19 protein-coding genes are annotated in these 17416 nt (G+C 66.7%); 7 read left to right on the top strand and 12 right to left on the bottom strand.

Annotation, left to right across the window (positions count from 1 at the left end):
• Window positions 1-5: 5 nt before the first annotated feature.
• The 4 genes from sdhA to AB4Y64_RS08940 all read right to left on the bottom strand — a co-directional run bounded on the left by sdhA (window position 6) and on the right by AB4Y64_RS08940 (window position 2832).
• Window positions 6-1799, bottom strand: coding sequence for a succinate dehydrogenase flavoprotein subunit (gene sdhA / locus AB4Y64_RS08955; RefSeq protein WP_441816102.1), 1794 nt, complete (start codon window positions 1797-1799; stop codon window positions 6-8).
• A 3-nt stretch (window positions 1800-1802) separates the two neighbouring features.
• Window positions 1803-2192, bottom strand: a complete 390-nt coding sequence (sdhD, locus tag AB4Y64_RS08950) for a succinate dehydrogenase, hydrophobic membrane anchor protein (RefSeq protein ID WP_441816333.1) — start codon at window positions 2190-2192, stop codon at window positions 1803-1805.
• 2 nt (window positions 2193-2194) lie between these two features.
• Window positions 2195-2605: a succinate dehydrogenase, cytochrome b556 subunit gene (gene sdhC / locus AB4Y64_RS08945; protein ID WP_441816101.1), complete on the bottom strand. Its 411-nt coding sequence runs from the start codon at window positions 2603-2605 to the stop codon at window positions 2195-2197.
• A gap of 62 nt (window positions 2606-2667) precedes the next feature.
• Window positions 2668-2832, bottom strand: coding sequence for a DUF1674 domain-containing protein (locus AB4Y64_RS08940; protein WP_158731306.1), 165 nt, complete (start codon window positions 2830-2832; stop codon window positions 2668-2670).
• A 30-nt stretch (window positions 2833-2862) separates the two neighbouring features.
• Here AB4Y64_RS08940 and ygfZ point away from each other — a divergent pair, with 30 nt between their 5' ends.
• Window positions 2863-3738 (top strand): CAF17-like 4Fe-4S cluster assembly/insertion protein YgfZ, encoded by an 876-nt coding sequence (gene ygfZ, locus AB4Y64_RS08935; RefSeq protein WP_441816100.1) that lies wholly within the window; start codon window positions 2863-2865, stop codon window positions 3736-3738.
• Between the two features lie 129 nt (window positions 3739-3867).
• Here the strand turns inward: ygfZ and asnB are convergent, their stop codons facing one another.
• The 6 genes from asnB to AB4Y64_RS08905 all read right to left on the bottom strand — a co-directional run bounded on the left by asnB (window position 3868) and on the right by AB4Y64_RS08905 (window position 11734).
• A complete protein-coding gene (asnB, locus tag AB4Y64_RS08930) occupies window positions 3868-5811 on the bottom strand; it encodes an asparagine synthase (glutamine-hydrolyzing) (protein ID WP_441816099.1) in 1944 nt (647 codons plus the stop codon).
• Window positions 5812-8079 carry a thiamine pyrophosphate-dependent enzyme gene (locus AB4Y64_RS08925; protein WP_441816098.1) on the bottom strand — a complete coding sequence of 756 codons (2268 nt, stop codon included), beginning with the start codon at window positions 8077-8079 and terminating at the stop codon, window positions 5812-5814.
• A gap of 81 nt (window positions 8080-8160) precedes the next feature.
• The gene (locus AB4Y64_RS08920) at window positions 8161-8805 is read right to left on the bottom strand and encodes a glutathione S-transferase family protein (RefSeq protein WP_441816097.1); all 645 of its coding nucleotides are present in this window, start codon (window positions 8803-8805) and stop codon (window positions 8161-8163) included.
• Entirely contained in the window at window positions 8802-9359 is a 558-nt protein-coding gene (locus tag AB4Y64_RS08915; protein WP_441816096.1) for a GNAT family N-acetyltransferase, read from the bottom strand. Before AB4Y64_RS08915 ends, AB4Y64_RS08920 begins: the two co-directional genes overlap by 4 nt.
• Before the next feature lie 141 nt (window positions 9360-9500).
• Window positions 9501-10664: an acyl-CoA dehydrogenase family protein gene (locus tag AB4Y64_RS08910; RefSeq protein WP_441816095.1), complete on the bottom strand. Its 1164-nt coding sequence runs from the start codon at window positions 10662-10664 to the stop codon at window positions 9501-9503.
• Window positions 10665-10921: 257 nt separating this feature from the next.
• Window positions 10922-11734, bottom strand: a complete 813-nt coding sequence (locus tag AB4Y64_RS08905) for a glycine zipper 2TM domain-containing protein (protein ID WP_441816094.1) — start codon at window positions 11732-11734, stop codon at window positions 10922-10924.
• Between the two features lie 165 nt (window positions 11735-11899).
• On the opposite strand from AB4Y64_RS08905, the gene AB4Y64_RS08900 reads away from it, so the two are divergent.
• Entirely contained in the window at window positions 11900-12121 is a 222-nt protein-coding gene (locus AB4Y64_RS08900; protein ID WP_441816093.1) for a DUF6116 family protein, read from the top strand.
• 27 nt (window positions 12122-12148) lie between these two features.
• A complete protein-coding gene (locus AB4Y64_RS08895; RefSeq protein ID WP_441816332.1) occupies window positions 12149-12925 on the top strand; it encodes a TatD family hydrolase in 777 nt (258 codons plus the stop codon).
• Between the two features lie 23 nt (window positions 12926-12948).
• Here the strand turns inward: AB4Y64_RS08895 and AB4Y64_RS08890 are convergent, their stop codons facing one another.
• On the bottom strand, window positions 12949-13752 hold the full coding sequence (locus tag AB4Y64_RS08890) for a tRNA threonylcarbamoyladenosine dehydratase (protein WP_441816092.1): 804 nt from the start codon (window positions 13750-13752) through the stop codon (window positions 12949-12951).
• Between the two features lie 97 nt (window positions 13753-13849).
• On the opposite strand from AB4Y64_RS08890, the gene AB4Y64_RS08885 reads away from it, so the two are divergent.
• On the top strand, window positions 13850-14296 hold the full coding sequence (locus AB4Y64_RS08885; protein ID WP_441816091.1) for a hypothetical protein: 447 nt from the start codon (window positions 13850-13852) through the stop codon (window positions 14294-14296).
• A 172-nt stretch (window positions 14297-14468) separates the two neighbouring features.
• Complete coding sequence (locus tag AB4Y64_RS08880; RefSeq protein ID WP_441816090.1) at window positions 14469-14954, top strand: glycine zipper 2TM domain-containing protein; 486 nt, start codon at window positions 14469-14471, stop codon at window positions 14952-14954.
• A gap of 148 nt (window positions 14955-15102) precedes the next feature.
• Here the strand turns inward: AB4Y64_RS08880 and AB4Y64_RS08875 are convergent, their stop codons facing one another.
• The gene (locus AB4Y64_RS08875; RefSeq protein WP_158731317.1) at window positions 15103-15312 is read right to left on the bottom strand and encodes a cold-shock protein; all 210 of its coding nucleotides are present in this window, start codon (window positions 15310-15312) and stop codon (window positions 15103-15105) included.
• Window positions 15313-15529: 217 nt separating this feature from the next.
• On the opposite strand from AB4Y64_RS08875, the gene AB4Y64_RS08870 reads away from it, so the two are divergent.
• Both AB4Y64_RS08870 and AB4Y64_RS08865 read left to right on the top strand, forming a co-directional pair.
• A complete protein-coding gene (locus AB4Y64_RS08870; protein ID WP_441816089.1) occupies window positions 15530-16015 on the top strand; it encodes a DUF456 domain-containing protein in 486 nt (161 codons plus the stop codon).
• A gap of 129 nt (window positions 16016-16144) precedes the next feature.
• A complete protein-coding gene (locus tag AB4Y64_RS08865) occupies window positions 16145-17350 on the top strand; it encodes a phospholipase A (RefSeq protein ID WP_441816088.1) in 1206 nt (401 codons plus the stop codon).
• Window positions 17351-17416 lie beyond the last annotated feature (66 nt).

Here is a 17416-nt window from a genome sequence, read left to right as displayed (position 1 = left end):
CCGGATCAGTAGACGCGCTTCTTCGGCGGAACCACGGCCACGTCGTCACTCAACGTGTACATGTGCACCGGGCGATAGTCGATGGCGGTTTCGCCGTTTTCGCTGACCGAGCACAGGGTGTGCTTTTGCCAGTGGGCGTCGTCGCGGTCCGGGAAGTCCTCGCGGGCATGCGCGCCGCGCGACTCGGTGCGGTTCTCGGCAGAGACAATCGTCACCAGGGCCTGGTCGAGCAGGTTCGACAGCTCGTAGGTTTCGATCAGGTCCGAGTTCCAGATCAGCGATCGGTCGGCGACCTTGACGTCGGCGAACGAAGCGTGGATCTCGCGCATCTTGCGCACGCCGTCAGACAGCGTCTCGCCGGTGCGGAACACCGCGGCGTCGAGCTGCATCGTGCGCTGCATCTTGTCGCGGATGACCGCGGTCGGCGTGCCGCCATTGGCATTGCGCAGCTTGTCCAGGCGCGCCAGGGCCGAATCGCACGCGTCGCCGGCCAGGCGGGCCTGCTTGCCGTCGACCTTGACCGTCTCGGCAGCGCGGTTGGCGACGGCGCGGCCGAACACGACCAGGTCGAGCAGCGAGTTCGAGCCCAGGCGGTTGGCGCCGTGGACCGACACGCAGGCCGCTTCGCCGATCGCATACAGACCGGGGACCACTTCGTCCGGGTTGCCGTTGCGCAGCTGCACGACTTCGCCGTGGTAGTTGGTCGGGATGCCGCCCATGTTGTAGTGCACGGTCGGAATCACCGGGATCGGCTGCTTCTCGACGTCGACGTTGGCGAAGATGCGCGCCGACTCGGCGATGCCCGGCAGCTTCTCGTGGATCACCTCCGGTCCGAGGTGGGTCAGGTCGAGCAGGATGTGGTCCTTGTGCTCGCCGACGCCGCGGCCTTCGCGGATTTCCATCGTCATCGCGCGGCTGACCATGTCGCGCGGCGCCAGGTCCTTCACGCTCGGGGCGTAGCGCTCCATGAAGCGCTCGCCGTTGCTGTTGCGCAGGATGCCGCCTTCACCGCGGACACCCTCGGTGATCAGGCAGCCGGCGCCGTAGATGCCGGTCGGGTGGAACTGCACGAACTCCATGTCCTGCAGCGACAGGCCGGCGCGCAGCGCCATGCCGCCGCCGTCGCCGGTGCAGGTGTGGGCCGAGGTCGCCGAGAAGTAGGCGCGGCCGTAACCGCCGGTGGCCAGCACCGTGCCCTGCGCCTTGAACAGGTGCAGCGTGCCTTCGGCCATGTCCAGGGCAAGCACGCCGCGGCAGGCGCCGTTGGCGTCCATGATCAGGTCGAGCGCGAAGTACTCGATGAAGAACTGCGCGTCGTGCGCCAGCGACTGCTGGTACAGCGTGTGCAGGATGGCATGGCCGGTGCGGTCGGCAGCGGCGCAGGTGCGCTGCGCCGGCGGGCCTTCGCCGTAACGGGTGGTCATGCCGCCGAACGGGCGCTGATAGATCTTGCCGTCCTCGGTGCGCGAGAACGGAACACCGTAGTGCTCCAGCTCGATGATCGCCGGGATGGCTTCCTTGCACATGTACTCGATCGCGTCCTGGTCGCCCAGCCAGTCCGAGCCCTTGACGGTATCGAAGAAGTGGTAGCGCCAGTCGTCCTCGCCCATGTTGGCAAGCGCCGCGGCGACGCCGCCCTGCGCGGCCACCGTGTGCGAACGGGTCGGGAACACCTTGGTGATGCAGGCGGTCTTCAGGCCCTTCTGGGCCAGGCCGAAGGTGGCGCGCAGACCGGCGCCACCGGCGCCGACGACGACCATGTCGAAGGTGTGTTCGTGGATCTTGTAAGCGGCGGCCATGAATCAGGCTCCCAGCGCGATGCGGATGACGGCGAGCACGCTGGCCAATGCCGCGAGAACGCAAACGAAAACGACCGCGAGCTGCGATGTCACGGCCAGCCACGGGGTATGGACGTAGTCCTCGATGATCACCTGCATGCCGAGCTTGGCGTGCCAGAACGAGGCGATCAGGAACGCCGACAGCAGCACCGCATTGCACGGATGGCCAACGGTGGCGCGGATACTGGCGAAGTCGCCGCCGATGAGCGACAGGATCAGCCAGATCACGTAGAGCGACAGGAAGACCAGGGCAATCGCGGTGACGCGCTGGACCACGAAATGGTGGGTACCGTCCTTGGCCGAGCCCAGGCCGCGGGCGGTCTTGAGCGGGTTGCGCAGGCGGCCGTTTTGCATGCTCATGCGCCACCCCGCTGGGCCATCATCGCCAACAGCCAGAGGATCACGGTCAGCACCAGGCTACCGAAGACCGACACCCAGCTGCTGCGGACGAACGATTCGATGCGGTAGCCGTAACCGGCGTCCTGCACCAGGTGACGGATGCCGTTGAGCAGGTGGAAGGCCAGCGACCAGCTCCAGCCGAACAGGACCAGGAAGCCCAGCGGCGACCGCGCGCAGGCGGTGAAGGTGCTCCAGGATTCGGGTCCGGCGGCCAGCGCCACCAGCGCCCACACAACCAGCAGGCTGCCCAGGGTCAGGACGATGCCTGTGCCGCGGTGCAGGATCGAAGTCACCATCTGCACCTGCCAGCTATAAACCTGCAGGTGCGGTGACAGGGGGCGTTCGCGGACGCGTGGATCGTTAGCCATGGGCTATGGCGTTCTCTGAGCTGGGCGGCAGGAGCCGCGTGGCGGGGAAGCGTGGTGACGCGTCAGAAATCGATGCAGCGGCCGTTTTTTTCCCAGTCGCCGTAGCGGGTCGGTTCGGGGCCTTCGCGCCCGCCGTGCTCCTTTGGCCTGTTGGGATCCGTCAATGGCGCGGGCTGCGGAGTCGAATCTGCCTCGGGCGCTTCAACGGGTGGGGTTTGGCCTATCATCACGGCGCTGAATGTTAATTCCCGCGCCCCATGCATGACAACCCGCAGGCCGTTGCCGGCCCCGCTTTCGCCCTGCCCGACCATCGCCTGATCGCGCTCACCGGCCGCGATGCGGTGGCTTTCGCGCAGGCACAGTTCATGAACGACGTCGGTCTGCTGGAGCCGCGCTGCTGGCAGTGGAATGGCTGGCTGACGCCCAAAGGGCGCGTCACGGCGTTGTTCGCTTTGCTGAAACTGTCCGATGAGGCTCTGTGGCTGCTGCTGCCCGATGCCGATCCGGTCGAGCTGGCAGCTGCGTTGCAGCGCTTCGTGTTTCGCAGCAAGGTCAAGATCGAGATTCGCCAGGATCTGCACGTCAGCGGCTCCTTTGCGGCACCGGCGATGGCACAAGGCTCCGCCCTGGGCGGTGACGACGGGGTCGAGACGGTCGAAATGGACCTCGGTGGCGAGGCCGGACCGCGCAGCCTGCGCATCTCCGCCGAGCCGGCCGCACCCGCCGATGCGCAGGCACTGGCGCGCTGGCACGCCTTCGACCTCGAACACGGCCTGCCCCGCCTTCCCGCCTCCCAGGGCGGCCACTGGACGCCGCAGCAGCTCTCGCTGGAACGCCTGCAGGCTTTCAGCGTCAAGAAAGGCTGCTACCCGGGCCAGGAAATCGTCGCGCGCACGCATTTCCTCGGCCAGGCCAAGCGTGGCCTGGCGCTGCTGGAAGCCGATGCGGCCCTGGTTGCCGGTGCGGACGTGATGGCCGGTCCGGCGTCGCTGGGCAAGCTGGTGGCCAGCGCGGATGCAGGCGATCGCCACCTGGCGTTGGCGGTACTGCCGCTGGAGCGCGAAGCGCAGGAAATGTCCGCCGGCGATGTCGCACTGCGCGAGTTGCCGCTGCGCAGCGGGTTGGCTCGCTAGCGCCACGCCACGCCGTCGTCCGTAATCCGTCATCCCGGCGAATGCCGGGATGACGGCAATCGGGGATGACGGCAAAGGGTGGCGATGACTCAGGGGTGACGGGACGAAGGTGGCGGGGAAATTCGCCGACTAAAGTTCCCGCACCGCGCGACGCTGCCCGCGCCAATGTTCGTGCCACGCCTGGAACATCAGCACGTTCCACAGATGCGTGTGCCACTTGCGCTCGCCATCGAGGAACTTGCGCCACAGGCCATGCACCAGGGCGGCGTCGAAGTACCCCTCCTCGCGCAGACGCTGCTCGTCCAGCAGCGAAGACGCCCACTCGCGCAGATCGCCGCGCAACCATGCGCTCACCGGCGCACCGAAACCGCGCTTGCCGCGATCGACCATGTGATCGGGCAGATAGCGGCGAAGGACCTGCTTGAGCAGGTACTTGTTGCCCTTGGCATGACGCTTGAAGGCAAGCGGCAGCGACCAGGCGAACTCGGCGACGCGCCAGTCCAGCAACGGCGCGCGCGCCTCCAGGCTCACCGCCATGCTCGTCCGGTCGACCTTGCATAGCAGGTCTTCGGGCAGGTAGACGCTGAAGTCGGCCAGCATCATCGCGTCGGCCGCGGTACCGGCGCCGTGCAGCGGATCAGCCTGGTCGTACAGCGTCGCCGGCAACCTCGCACCAGGCACTGCACAGGCCGGATCGCGCCAGCGGGCAATGCGTTGACGGTAGACGTCGCCAATGCCGCTGGCGCCCATCTCGGCCGCCAGCGCGGCGAAACCGCCCGTGCGCGAGGCCTCGCCATGCCCGCTCGCCCTGCGCGCCATCGCCCTGCGCAGCGGCGACGGCACGCGCCGCTGCCAACGCCAGTTGCGCAACGCGCGCTCGTAGCGCTTGTAGCCGAAGAAAAGCTCGTCGCCGCCGTCGCCCGAAAGCGCCACCGTGACCGCGCTGCGCGCCAGTCGCGCCACCAGCGCGGTCGGCACCTGCGAGGCGTCGGCAAATGGCTCGTCAAACATCGCAGGCAGTGTCGGCACCACCGCGAGCGCATCACTGCCGCTCACATACAGCTCGGTGTGCGCGGTGTGCAGGTGATCGGCAACCTCGCGTGCAAGGTGCGCCTCATCGTGGTGCGAGCGCTCGAAGCCGATGGTGAAACTGCGCACCGGATGGCGGCTCTGTGCCTGCATCAATGCCGTGACAATCGAGGAGTCGGTGCCACCGGAAAGGAAAACGCCAACCGGCACATCAGCAACCATGCGCAGGCCTACCGCCTCGCGCAGCAGCTCATCGAGGCGGTTCTCGGCCTCGCGCTCGTCGCCCTTGAAGGGTTGCCTGATCGCCCCCTCCATGCGCTCGCGAGGATCCCAGTAGCGGTGCTGATCACGCTCCGGATCATGAGCGCCGGCGCCGGCCGCCACCGCTGCCGCATCGATGCGCAGCAGCGATCCCGGCATGAGCTTGAAGGCACCTTCGTGGATCGCGTGCGGCGCCGGGATGTAGTCCAGCCGCAGCAACAGCGCCAGCGCATCGCGGCTGACGCCGTTGTCGAAATCCGGATGCCGCCACAGCGCCTTGAGCTCGGAGCCGAACACGAAGGTCTGGCCGGCCCAACCGTAGTACAGCGGCTTCTTGCCAACGCGATCGCGCGCCAGCCACAGGCAGCGCTCCTGGCGGTCCCACAGTGCGATCGCGAACATGCCGTTGCAGCGCGCGATCGCGTCCTCGACGCCCCACTCCACCACCGCCGCCAGCAGCACCTCGGTGTCGGAATGGCCACGGAATGCATGGCCGCGCGCCACCAGCACCTCGCGCAGCTCGGCGAAATTGTAGACCTCGCCGTTGTAGGCGATGACGAAGCGATGATCGCTCGACGCCATCGGCTGGTGGCCCAGCGGCGACAGATCGAGGATGCTCAGGCGGCGATGGGCGAGCGCGATGCCCGCCTCCGCCTGCGTCCAGACACCACGGTCGTCAGGGCCGCGATGGACCAGCGCATCGCCCATCGCGCCGGCGAGCGCGGTCAGCTGCTCGTCGCTGGCGTCCTGGGTGGCGCGCAACAGTCCGGCCAGGCCGCACATTCAGGTGAGCCGGTCCGCCGCTGCGACGATGTCGTCTTCGCCCGGAATCACCAGGAAGGCCGCACCGGCCAGAGGCGTATAGGTGTCGACACCGACCACGCGCTGGAACGGTCGCGCGCCGTAGCCACCCTCGGCAATCGCGGTGAGGATGCCCTCGCCGACGCCGGCACTGTGGCGGCCCTCGTCGACGATCAACAGGCGCCTGGCGCTGCGTGCCTGCTCGCGGATGAATTCCTCGTTGAGCGGAACCAGCCAGCGCAGGTCGACCACGCGCGCCTTCCAGCCGTGCTTGGCCTCGATGGTCCGCGCCGCGCGCAGGCTCATTGGCACGCCGTTGCCGTAGGTGAAGATCACCAGGTCGTCGTTGCCTTCGCCGTAGACGCGCCCCTCGCCCAGCACCATCGCTTCGTCGGGCTTCGGGTAGGTGGTGAGCCATGCGCCGTCGCCGGGCTCGTACAGGTCCTTGGTCATGTACAGCGCGATCGGCTCGAGGAACACGCTTACGCGGCCGTCGACCTTCGACAGCGCGGTCAGCGTGCGCAGCATGGTGGCCGCATCGTCGCCACGCGACGGGCAACCGACCACCAGCCCCGGGATGTCGCGCAGCGCGGTGATCGAGTTGTCGTTGTGGAAATGGCCGCCGAAACCACGCTGGTAGCCCAGGCCGGCGATGCGCACGACCATCGGATTGGCGTACTGGTTGTTGCTGAAGAACTGCAGGCTCGCCGCTTCGCCGCGGATCTGGTCGCAGGCGTTGTGGAAGTACGCCAGGTACTGGATTTCCGGGATTGGCAGCATGCCGACGTTGGCAAAGCCCTGGGCCATGCCCAGGATCATCGTCTCGTCGAGCAGCGTGTTGAACACGCGGCGCGGGCCGAACGCCTTCTGCAGGCCCTTGGTGACGGTGTAGACGCCACCCTTCTGCGCCACGTCCTCGCCGAACAGCAGCGTTTCGGGGTACTTGGCGAAGATGTCGTGCAGGGCGTTGTTGATCTGGATCGCGAGGTGACGTGGCGGCTGGTTCTCCGGCAACTTCGCTTCGCTGCCGAACACTTCCAGTCGGCGCGACCCGTAATCCGCGCGCGTTGCTTCGGCCATCACCTTGGTCGGCGTGTACGGCGCGAGCGGCGCGATCACTTCGGCGAGGTTGTCGAGCTTGGGCCGGCGATCGGCTTCTTCGGCCGCGGCGAAGCACTTCTTCCGCGTTGCCTCGTACAGCGCCAGCACTTCGTCCTTCGACATCAGGCCCGATTCCAGCGCGATGGCCGCCGACCTCAACAGCGGATCGGTGGCCTCGACCGCGCACAGTTCCTCGATCGAACGCCATTCGATCTCGAAGTCGGTGCCGGCGTGGCCCATGATGCGGGTCGTCTTCAGGTGCAGGAAGGTCGGGCGGCGCGTGGTGCGGCAATGCTCGACGGCACGCTGCACGTCGCCGTAGCCGCTGGCCAGGTCGAGGCCGTCAGCGGTGAAGTAATCCAGGCCGTCCATGTTGCGGAAACGGCTGCCGATCCAGCCGCCCGGCGTCTTGACCGAGATGCCGATGCCGTTGTCCTCGCAGACGAACAGGACCGGCGCCGGCAGCTTCTGGTAAGCGGTCCAGGCGGCGGCGTTGAACGCGGTCTGCGCGGTGGCATGGTTGGCCGATGCGTCGCCGAACGAGCAGACCGTGATGCTGTCATCGGGAATCGGCAGCGCATGACCCAGGCGCTTGCCCGCTTCGATGGCGACCGCGGTGCCCAGGGCCTTGGGCAGGTGCGAGGCGATGGTCGACGTCTGCGGCAATACCCACAACGGCTTGCTGCCCCAGACCTTGTGGCGGCCGCCACTGGCCGGATCGTCCTTGCTGGCGGCGAACGACAGCGCCGAGTCCATCACCGGGTCCATGCCGGGCAGCTTGCGGAAGCGTTCGGCCATGAAGCCGCCGGAGCGGTAATGCAGAAACGCCGGATCGGTATGGCGCGTGAGGCGCGCCACCATCGCGTTGCCTTCGTGGCCACTGGAACCGATCGTGTAGAAGACCTTGTTCTGCACGCGCAACACGCGCGCCATCAGGTCGAGATGGCGACTGACCAGCTGCGATTCGAAAAGCTCGCGGAAACCGCGCGCGTCGAGCGCACTGCCATCGAGGATTGCTTCACCCGCGGCCGGGCGGGCGTCGGCGCGGCCGTTCCAGGCGTTGACGAACTCGATGAAGTTGACGTCGCAGATCTCGGCCCGGTTGAGGCCCTTCATGCGCGCGGGGATGGGGTTGGGCAGTGCTGACATGATTGATGATTCTCTTGTGTCGCCCAACAGGTCTCGGGTGGACGACTGAACTGGTAGGAATGCAGTGAACCCGTGGTGGCGTCAGTCCGACAACGCCAGCCGCGATGCGACCTCGACCGGCGGCGCCGGCATGGCGACGAAGCCAGGCGTCTTCATCACCCGGCCCAGCCAGTCACGCAGTTGCGGGTACGCCGCCAGGTCGAAGCCACCCTCGTCGGCGACCACGGTGTAGGCGAACAAGGCGATGTCGGCGATGCCGTAGGCGTCGCCACTGAACCAGGCGTGCCCGGCGGCAAGGTGCTGCTCCATCACGGCCAGCGCCTGATGGCCGCGCTCGCGCAACTGCGCCAGCGTGGCGCGACGCGGCGAGTCCAGCTGCGTCCAGCCGCGGATGAAGCGCGCCACCGCGATGTAGGGCTCGTGGCTGTACTGCTCGAAGAACATCCAGCTGAGCACCTGCGCACGCTGCCAGGCGTCGCCGGCCCAGTACGGCGTGCCTTCGGCCAGCCAGCACAGGATCGCGTTGGACTCGGTGAGGATGCGGCCATCCTCGAGCTCGATCATCGGCACCCTGCCGTTGGGATTCTTGGCCAGGTACTCAGGCGTGCGCGTTTCGCCGCAGGTGCTGTCGATCTCCACCCACTTGAACTCGCGGGCAAGCTGGGTCAGCAGCAGCTTTAGCTTGTGGCAGTTGCCGGAACAGGAATAGCCGTAGACGGTGATCATGTGCGCTCCTCGCTTGCACGCCGGGCGAGCCACTGCTCGCGCGACTGGCCCCAGATTTCGACCTCGTTGGCATCATGCGGCACCGGCAGCCGGCCCATGCGCAGATAGCGCGAGCCCAGCTTGGCGGCGACGGCCCTGGAATTCTCGTTGCGCGGGTCGATCGTATGGATCACTTCGCTCCACCCCAGCTGGTCAAACGCCCAGTCGATCGAGGCGGTGGCCGCTTCGGGCCCGAAGCCCTTGCCCCAGTGCGCGCGGACGATGCTCCAGCCGACCTCGGTGCCGGGCCAGCCCTCGGGCTGCCAGGGACCGACGCGACCCAGCCATTCGCCCGTCGCCTTGTCGATCACCGAGAACATGGCGAAACCCCTCAGGTGCCATGCGCCGATCATCGCCGCCAGGCTGCGCCAGGCCATGGGCCGCGCTTCGGGACCGCCGATGTAGCGCGCGACCTCCTCGTCGGCGCGGAAGGCCGCCCACGCCTCGAAGTCGCCGGCACAGGGCATGCGCAGGATCAGGCGTGGTGTTACCAGTTGGACGTCGAAGACAGACACGTTGGACTTCTCCGACAGCATTCGGCCGTCATCCCCGCCCTTCGCCTGCTCAGGGCAGGCTCCGGCGAGACCCAGTGACTTTGCGCTGCCAAACCAAAGACGCTGGGTTCCCGCCTTCGCGGGAATGACGAGTCTTGAGGATCAGAACGCGCTGATGCCGGTCAACTCACGCCCGATCACCAGCTGGTGCACGGTCTCGGTGCCTTCGTAGGTGATGACCGATTCGAGGTTGAGCGCGTGGCGGATCGCCGCATGCTCGGTGGTGATGCCGGCGCCGCCGAGCAGATCGCGGCATTCGCGCGCGATGTCGATCGCCATGCGGCAGTTGTTCCACTTCGCCAGCGAGACCTGCGCCGGCTGCATGGCGCCAGCATCCTTGAGGCGGCCCAACTGCACCACCAGCAACTGCGCCAGGGTGATCCGGCGCGCCATCTCGGCCATCTTGATCTGGGCGCTCTGCGTCGCCGCCACCGGGCGATCGAACAGGATGCGTTCCTTGGTGTAGTTCAGCGCTTCGTCGAGGCAGGCGATGGCCGCGCCGATCGGACCCCAGGTGATGCCGTAGCGGGCCTGTGTCAGGCAGCCCAGCGGACCCTTGAGGCCCTTGACGTTCGGCAGGCGGTTGCTCTCGGGCACGCGCACGTTGTCGAAGAACAGCGAACTGGTCACCGACGCGCGCAGGCTCATCTTGTGCTTGATTTCCTGCGCCGCGAAACCGGGCATGCCCTTCTCGACGACGAAACCCTGGATGCCTTCGTCGGTCTGCGCCCAGACGATCGCGATGTCGGCGATGTTGCCGTTGGTGATCCACATCTTGGAGCCGTTGAGGACCCAGTCGCCGCCGTCACGCTTGGCGTTGGTTTTCATGTTGGCCGGATCGGAACCACCGTGCGGCTCGGTCAGGCCGAAACAGCCGATGACCTTGCCCGCGGCCATGTCCGGCAGCCAGCGCATGCGCTGCTCTTCCGAACCGTATGCGTAGATCGGGTACATGCACAGCGAGGACTGCACGCTGACGAAACTGCGGATGCCGCTGTCGCCGCGCTCGAGTTCCTGGCAGATCAGGCCGTAGCTGACCGCATTGAGTCCGGCGCAACCGTACTTTTCCGGCAGCGAGGAACCGAGCAGGCCCAGCTCGGCGATCTCGCCGATCAGTTCCTTGGGGAAGCGGGCCTGGTCGAACGCATCGCCGATGATCGGAATCACGCGCTCGTTGGTGAAACGCGCCACCGTGTCCTGTACGGCGCGCTCCTCGTCGCTGAGCAGGGAGCGGACGTCGTAGAGGTCGTACGGGTGCAGGGCCATGGCGCGCTCGACATTGGAAAGACGGCCATTGTAATGGCCGCCAGCGGCGCGGGTACCCCCAGAAGGCGCTTTGCGCCTGCGTTTTCCGGGGATTGCCAATACCTGACTGCGCTTCGCTTGCCAGGGCCCTGCGAATTGACGAAGACCGGGCAATAACTCGCCGAAGCGTCGTCCGCCGGGCCGGGGATGACGGTTCGGGACAAAAAAAGGGGCCGGATCGCTCCGGCCCCTCGAGTATTACCAATGCGATGTGGCGATCAGCCCTGGGTCGAACCCGTCGAGGCCGAAGCCGTCTGGGTCACCACCTGGCCGTCGATGACCGGCAGGCGGTTGTTGACCGGACGCTCGTCCATGCGGATGGTCTGCTCGGCGCCGTCGAAACGATAGGTCACGTCGTAGCCGACCACCTTGTCCTCTTCACCCAGCAGGATCTGGTTGCCCGGCTTGCTGTCGGTGCGCATCGTGCCCGTGGTGCCGTCAGGATTGCGGTAGGTCACGTTGTAGCCGACCACGCGCGAGGACTGCGACGTCGACGAAGCGGTGTGGCACTGACGCTCGGTGCGGCTGGTGACCTGGCCGCCGACGTGGCGCTTGTCGACCTGGTTGCCGATGAAGCCACCGGCGACGGCGCCCGCGGCGGTCGCGGCCTTGCGGCCATTGCCGCCGCCGATCTGGTTGCCGACCAGGCCACCGATGACCGCACCGGCGACCGTACCGCCCACGTTGCCGTCACGCTCCGGGGCGCGCTCCTGCACGACCACGTCCTGGCAGACTTCTCGCGGCGTCGAAGTGGTGCTGGTCTCGCGCACCGCGTCGGTACCGATGACGGTGGCGTACAGCTTTTCCTTCTCGTTGATCGGCTTGACGTTGAGCACGTCGGCGTATTCGATCTTGCCCGACTGGATGGCGCCGTCGGCGGCCATGTCGCTGCCCTGGCCAATCGGCTGGCCGTTGGCGTCGAGCTGGGTTGCCTGGGCACCGTCGTGACCACGGAAGCTGTTGTATGCCGCGACGGCGACGCCGCCGACCAGCAGCGAAGCCAGGGCGACCGCTAGGATGTTCTTGTTCATTTCAGGCCTCTGCTGCGGGATTTCGCCCGCGGGTTGGTGGATGGCGCCATTCGAACACTGCGATCCTGAACGGCCGCCGATTTTTTAACATCAAGCTGTCGCAACTGTGAACCTTGTTTGGGAGCGTGATAGCGTCATTGCGACCGCCGTCAAATTACAGATGCCATGGCCAACCCACTGACCGCCCCCCTGCTGCGCTTCCTGGGCAAGCTGAGCTTCCCCCGCCTGTTCGTGCTGACCGCCGCCCTGTTCGTGGTGGACCTGGTAGTGCCGGACTTCGTGCCCTTCGCAGACGAGCTGCTGCTGGGCCTGGGCACCCTGCTGCTGGCCAACTGGAAGAAGCGCAAGGATCCGACCCTGCCGCCGGCACCCCGCGCCCCGCGCTGAAAGACGGCCCGCCCCCTGAACGCCCCCCTGCTGGTCGACAGCCACTGCCACCTGGACGCGGCCGAATTCGACGGCGACCGCGACCAGGTGATCGCGCGTGCGCGCGAGGCCGGGGTCAGCCGCCAGCTGGTGCCGGCGGTCGATGCCGCCAGCTGGCCTAAGCTGCGCGAGGTCTGCTTGGCCGCCAGCGGCCTGTATCCGGCCTATGGCCTGCACCCGATGTACCTGGCGGCGCACCGCGACGAGCACCTGGCGCTGCTGCGCGAATGGCTCGAACGCGAACGCCCGCTCGCGGTTGGCGAATGCGGTCTCGACTATTTCGTGGAGGGCCTCGATGCCGACCGGCAGATGCACTTCTTTGAAGGCCAACTGCGCCTGGCACGCGAGTTCGACCTGCCGGTGATCGTGCACGCGCGCCGCGCGGTCGATGCTGTGATCGCCGCGGTACGCCGAGTCGGAGGCGTGCGTGGCGTCGTCCACAGTTACCCGGGTAGCGAGGAACAGGCCAGGCAACTGTGGCGGGCTGGTTTCATGCTCGGCCTCGGCGGCCCGGTGACCTACGACCGCGCCAATCGCCTGCGAAGACTGGTGGCGACGATGCCGCTGGAGCACCTGTTGCTGGAGACCGATGCCCCGGACCAGCCCGATGCCGGCATTCGCGGACAGCGCAACGAGCCCTCGCGCCTGACCTGCGTCCTGAACGTGATCGCCGAACTGCGGGGCATCACGCCAGATGCCCTGGCGCTTGCAACGACGGCCAACGCGGAGCGGCTGTTCGCCCTGCCCCCTAAGAGCCTCGCCTGACCCGGCTGTTTCCGGACCCGCGGTTACTTGCGCTTGAGCAGAAGCTCCAGCGCCCGACCGACCGCAGCAAATGCGAACGTGCCGGTGATGTGCGTGGCCGCGCCCAGTCCGGCGCCGCAGTCCAGCTTCAATGCGGCATCGCCGCTCACCACTGGACGCACGCCACACACGCTGCCATCGGGCTGCGGATATTTGACGTTCTCCAACGAATAGATCGCCGAGATGCCGAAGTAGCGATCGGTGTTCTTGGGGAAGTTGAACTCGCTGCGCAGCTTCTTGCGCACCAGCGCCAGCATCGCATCGTGTTCGGTGCGCGACAGGTCGCGAACGCGCACCAGCGTGGCGTCGGTTCGCCCGCCGGCAGAACCGACCACGATCAGCGGCAACTTGCGGCGGCGGCACCACGCGGCCATCTCGACCTTGGTGCGGAAACTGTCGCAGGCGTCGATCACCAGGTCGAAACCACGGTCGAGCATCTCGGCCAGGTTGGACGGCGTGACGAAGCTGGCCACCGCCTCGACCGTGATCTGCGGATTGATCGCCCGGCAACGTTCGGCCATGGCCTCGACCTTGGCCCGGCCGTACTGGCCGGCCAGCGCCGGCAACTGCCGGTTGGTGTTGGACACGCACAGATCGTCGGCATCGATCAGGGTCAGGTGGCCGATGCCGGTGCGTGCCAGCGCCTCCACCACCCACGAGCCGACGCCGCCCATGCCGACCACGGCGATGCGGCAGGTGGACAGGCGGGCGATGGTTCCGGTGCCGTAGAGGCGATCGACCCCGGCGAAGCGTTCAAGCCAGGCAGGGTCGAGAGTGGTGGTGGTCATGTGGGACATTGTAAGCGTCCCAAGCCGGGGGCCGCCGTGACCTGCGCGCCGCGACCCGCATGATATGGTTCGGCGCAAATTGCACGGAGCCCGGACGATGAGCAACCCCCAGCCCAGCAGTGTCAAGCCAGGCAGCAACGCGACGAAGTACCTGTTCCTGTTCCTCATCGGACTGGCGATCGGCGTGATCGCTACGGTCATGGCATTGCGTGCGATCAACGCCCGCAAGGACCATTTCCCCGAAGGCGTGATGCACGTCCAGCAGTGGCACCTGGGCCAGCTCAAGCACAAGGTCGAGCAGAACCGTTGCGCGGCGACCGACGTGCTGCCCCATTTCAACGCACTGCGAGTAATGGCTGACGACCTGGAACCGGCGTTCCCCGACCTGGCCGACGACAAGCGATTCGGCGAGCACGCCAGCCGCATGCGCGCCAAGCTCGACGCCGCGCTTGCCAGCCCGCCGCTCAACTGTGCCGGCGTGGGCACGGTCAATACTGAAATCGGAGAAGCCTGCAAGGCCTGCCATCAGGACTTCCGCGGCTGAGTCTGCGGCCAGCCGCGTGTCATCACGCGGCCTCCAGCAAGCTGGCTCTTTGCACAACACGGCGGCGGTCATACCGGAATATTGATCGCCTGTTCATCTCCACAAGGCTAGCGTTCATGCGTGGCGGGCACCGGGTTGGTGTTGCCGCCCTCACCTCCACAAGGAGTCGCGCATGAGTTCCCAGAATCTCCGCCTGCTTGGTATTGCTTCCGCTGCGATGCTTGCGCTTGCCGGCTGTGCCACGTCTCCGTCGCCCGGCTACAGCACCGTGCCGGCACCTGCACCGTCCTACGGCGGCAGCAGCAACACCTGCTACGACTGCGGCACCGTGACCCGTATCGAACAGGTCGCCACCGGTTCCACCGCGCCCAGCGCCACGGGCGCAGTCCTGGGCGGCCTGGTCGGCGCCGTCGCCGGCCACGAGATTTCGGCCCATACCGGCGGCAGCAAGGGCAATCAGAATATTTCCGCCGCCGCTGGCGCGGTGGGCGGCGCCATCGCCGGCAATGCAATCCAGAAGAACACCGCCGGCCCGGGCTATAACGTTTACGTTCGTCTCAACGACGGCCGCACCACGGTCGTGACGCAGAAGGACCTGGGCGGCATCCGCGAAGGTTCCTATGTCCGCGTCAATAACGGCCGCGCCTATGCGCAGTAACTAATCCCGGAAACAACGGGATGAAACAGTGGGAGCGGTAACATTCACGTATAAAGAAAAAACCCGGCGCAGGCCGGGTTTTTCCTTTCCGGGCGCCGCAAGCAGCGCCAGAGACTTCCGTCGCCGGATCCGGCCCCAGAGACTGGGATCAGAGCGGCTGGACGGCGTCGGCCTGCAGGCCCTTCTGGCCCTGCACGACGGTGAAGGAGACCTTCTGGCCTTCCTTCAGGCTCTTGAAGCCCTGCGACTGGATGGCACGGAAGTGCACGAACACGTCCTCGCCATTCTCGCGGCTGATGAAGCCAAAGCCCTTGGCATCGTTGAACCACTTGACGGTACCGGTTTCACGGTTCGACATATTTACTTACTCCTTGGAACGTTTGGTTGATAACGCCGCGTTAGGCTGCGTGCTGGTTGCAAGGAGGAAGCGAGGTGCAACGATGTAGCGGATCGATGGATCAACCGCATCGGGCCACGATTCACGGTGACCCTGGCAAACACAGCGCCCGCAAAGTACCCCGGGCCGGGTGAAAATGCAATCTGGGCAAAGTCATGCTCTACAGGGGGTAATTAGTATGGAATTGCAGGGGTTTTATTACGTATTGGCCGGCATTCTGATCCTGGTCGGGATAGCCGGCACGGTATTGCCTGCCCTGCCCGGCCTGCCCCTGGTTTTCGGCGGGATGTTGCTGGCGGCATGGGCCGGGGATTTCCGCGAGGTCGGCTCGGTGCCGCTGGTGATACTGGGGGTGCTGACCGTGCTGTCGCTGGGCATCGACCTGCTGGCCACTTCGATCGGGGCCAAGCGCGTGGGCGCCAGCAGACTGGCCGTGGTCGGCGCGGTGCTGGGCACGTTTGCCGGCCTGTTCTTCGGCCCGGTCGGATTGTTCGCCGGGCCTTTTGTCGGCGCCCTGGGTGGCGAACTGATCCACGGCCGCGAGGTGCGCAAGGCGGCCAAGGTCGGCTTCGGCACCTGGCTCGGCATCGTCTTCGGCGTGGTGCTCAAACTGGGCCTGGCATTCGCCATGCTGGGACTGTTCGCATTCGCCTGGTTCGTGTGACTGCAGATTCCCGCGCAATATCGCCACGGGCACCGTCCCGCCCTTTCCCGGACAAGTCGCGTTAACGACAGCGCCCGCACGGCAATGCACACTTTGCAGCCGCGACGTCCACCGCATCGAGCCCCCCGCATGCAGCCAGTCCGCAATTCGCGCCAAGTTCGCCGTCCATTCTCCCGACCACTGCTGCTGATCGCCGCAGCCCCCTTGCTGGCGCAGGCACAGGTCCCCGCCACGCCGGCCACGCCCGAAGCCTGCGTTTCCATTAACGTCGATGCCGACCGGCTGGCCTGCTACGACGCCGCGTTCGGCCGCCAGGCCCGCGACACGCGCGGCGCCGATATTGCCGCCAAGGAAGCCAAGGCGATCCAGAAAAACCTGGAGCTCGCCGAGGAAGTGGTGCCCGGGGCGGCCCCGCCTGCGGCCGCGGAACAACCGGCCCGCGCCGGCGGGGAGTCCCGCGCGGGCAACGAGATGTTCCCGATGGAAGACCCGTTGCACAGCGCCATTGCCAACGCCGGCAAGGGCTCGCTGCTCGACAGCCGCTGGGAACTGGCCAGCGACTCCAAGCTGGGCATCTTCAACTTCCGCGCCTACAAGCCGGTTTACCTGCTGCCCGCGTTCTGGACCAACGACGTCAACGAGGCGCCGCATTCGCCGAACCCGAACAACACCGTGCCCGGGCCGCTCCCGGTCGATGCGCTCGAAGCCAAGTTCCAGCTGAGCTTCAAGACCAAGGCCTGGGAGAACATATTCGGCGACAACGGCGACCTGTGGCTGGCCTACACCCAGAGCTCGCGCTGGCAGGTCTACAGCGCCGACACCTCGCGGCCGTTCCGCGAAACCAACTACGAACCGGAGGTCATGCTGACCTTCCGCAACAACTACCAGATTGGTGGCTGGACCGGACGCCTGGCCGGGATCGGCATCAATCACCAGTCCAATGGCCGCGCCGATCCCCTGTCGCGCAGCTGGAACCGCGTGATCGGCACCATCGGACTGGATCGCGAGAACTGGGCGCTGACGATCCGGCCGTGGTGGCGCGTCCCGGAGAGTGCCGGCGACGACAACAACTCCGACATCGAGGATTTCGTCGGGCGCGGCGACGCCACGCTGGTGTACGTGCACGGCGGCCACCAGTTCTCGGTGATGGGGCGGCATTCGCTGCGCGGCGGCGACCGTTCGCACGGCGCGCTGCAACTGGACTGGGGCTTCCCGATCAGCAACAGCCTGCGCGGGCACGTGCAGGTGTTCGACGGCTACGGCGAAAGCCTGATCGACTACAACCACCGGGCGACCTACATCGGCCTGGGCATCTCGCTGCTGGAATGGTACTGACCTGACACCGCGGTCGCAGTCCATGCGACCGCGGCCTGCGATGATGACCTCCATCTTCGGCAGGGG

The organism is Lysobacter sp. TAF61, from assembly GCF_052113485.1.
Classification (GTDB): Bacteria; Pseudomonadota; Gammaproteobacteria; order Xanthomonadales; family Xanthomonadaceae; genus Lysobacter_J.
The sequence above is the reverse complement of the archived record's forward strand: the minus strand, read 5'-3'. Positions and strand labels throughout refer to the sequence as shown.

Coding starts and splice junctions, on each gene's coding strand:
- sdhA (WP_441816102.1), bottom strand. CDS start 1,799: ATGGCCGCCGCTTACAAGATCCACGAACACACCTTCGACATGGTCGTC.
- sdhD (WP_441816333.1), bottom strand. CDS start 2,192: ATGCAAAACGGCCGCCTGCGCAACCCGCTCAAGACCGCCCGCGGCCTG.
- sdhC (WP_441816101.1), bottom strand. CDS start 2,605: ATGGCTAACGATCCACGCGTCCGCGAACGCCCCCTGTCACCGCACCTG.
- AB4Y64_RS08940 (WP_158731306.1), bottom strand. CDS start 2,832: ATGATAGGCCAAACCCCACCCGTTGAAGCGCCCGAGGCAGATTCGACT.
- ygfZ (WP_441816100.1), top strand. CDS start 2,863: ATGCATGACAACCCGCAGGCCGTTGCCGGCCCCGCTTTCGCCCTGCCC.
- asnB (WP_441816099.1), bottom strand. CDS start 5,811: ATGTGCGGCCTGGCCGGACTGTTGCGCGCCACCCAGGACGCCAGCGAC.
- AB4Y64_RS08925 (WP_441816098.1), bottom strand. CDS start 8,079: ATGTCAGCACTGCCCAACCCCATCCCCGCGCGCATGAAGGGCCTCAAC.
- AB4Y64_RS08920 (WP_441816097.1), bottom strand. CDS start 8,805: ATGATCACCGTCTACGGCTATTCCTGTTCCGGCAACTGCCACAAGCTA.
- AB4Y64_RS08910 (WP_441816095.1), bottom strand. CDS start 10,664: ATGGCCCTGCACCCGTACGACCTCTACGACGTCCGCTCCCTGCTCAGC.
- AB4Y64_RS08905 (WP_441816094.1), bottom strand. CDS start 11,734: ATGAACAAGAACATCCTAGCGGTCGCCCTGGCTTCGCTGCTGGTCGGC.
- AB4Y64_RS08900 (WP_441816093.1), top strand. CDS start 11,900: ATGGCCAACCCACTGACCGCCCCCCTGCTGCGCTTCCTGGGCAAGCTG.
- AB4Y64_RS08890 (WP_441816092.1), bottom strand. CDS start 13,752: ATGACCACCACCACTCTCGACCCTGCCTGGCTTGAACGCTTCGCCGGG.
- AB4Y64_RS08885 (WP_441816091.1), top strand. CDS start 13,850: ATGAGCAACCCCCAGCCCAGCAGTGTCAAGCCAGGCAGCAACGCGACG.
- AB4Y64_RS08880 (WP_441816090.1), top strand. CDS start 14,469: ATGAGTTCCCAGAATCTCCGCCTGCTTGGTATTGCTTCCGCTGCGATG.
- AB4Y64_RS08875 (WP_158731317.1), bottom strand. CDS start 15,312: ATGTCGAACCGTGAAACCGGTACCGTCAAGTGGTTCAACGATGCCAAG.
- AB4Y64_RS08870 (WP_441816089.1), top strand. CDS start 15,530: ATGGAATTGCAGGGGTTTTATTACGTATTGGCCGGCATTCTGATCCTG.
- AB4Y64_RS08865 (WP_441816088.1), top strand. CDS start 16,145: ATGCAGCCAGTCCGCAATTCGCGCCAAGTTCGCCGTCCATTCTCCCGA.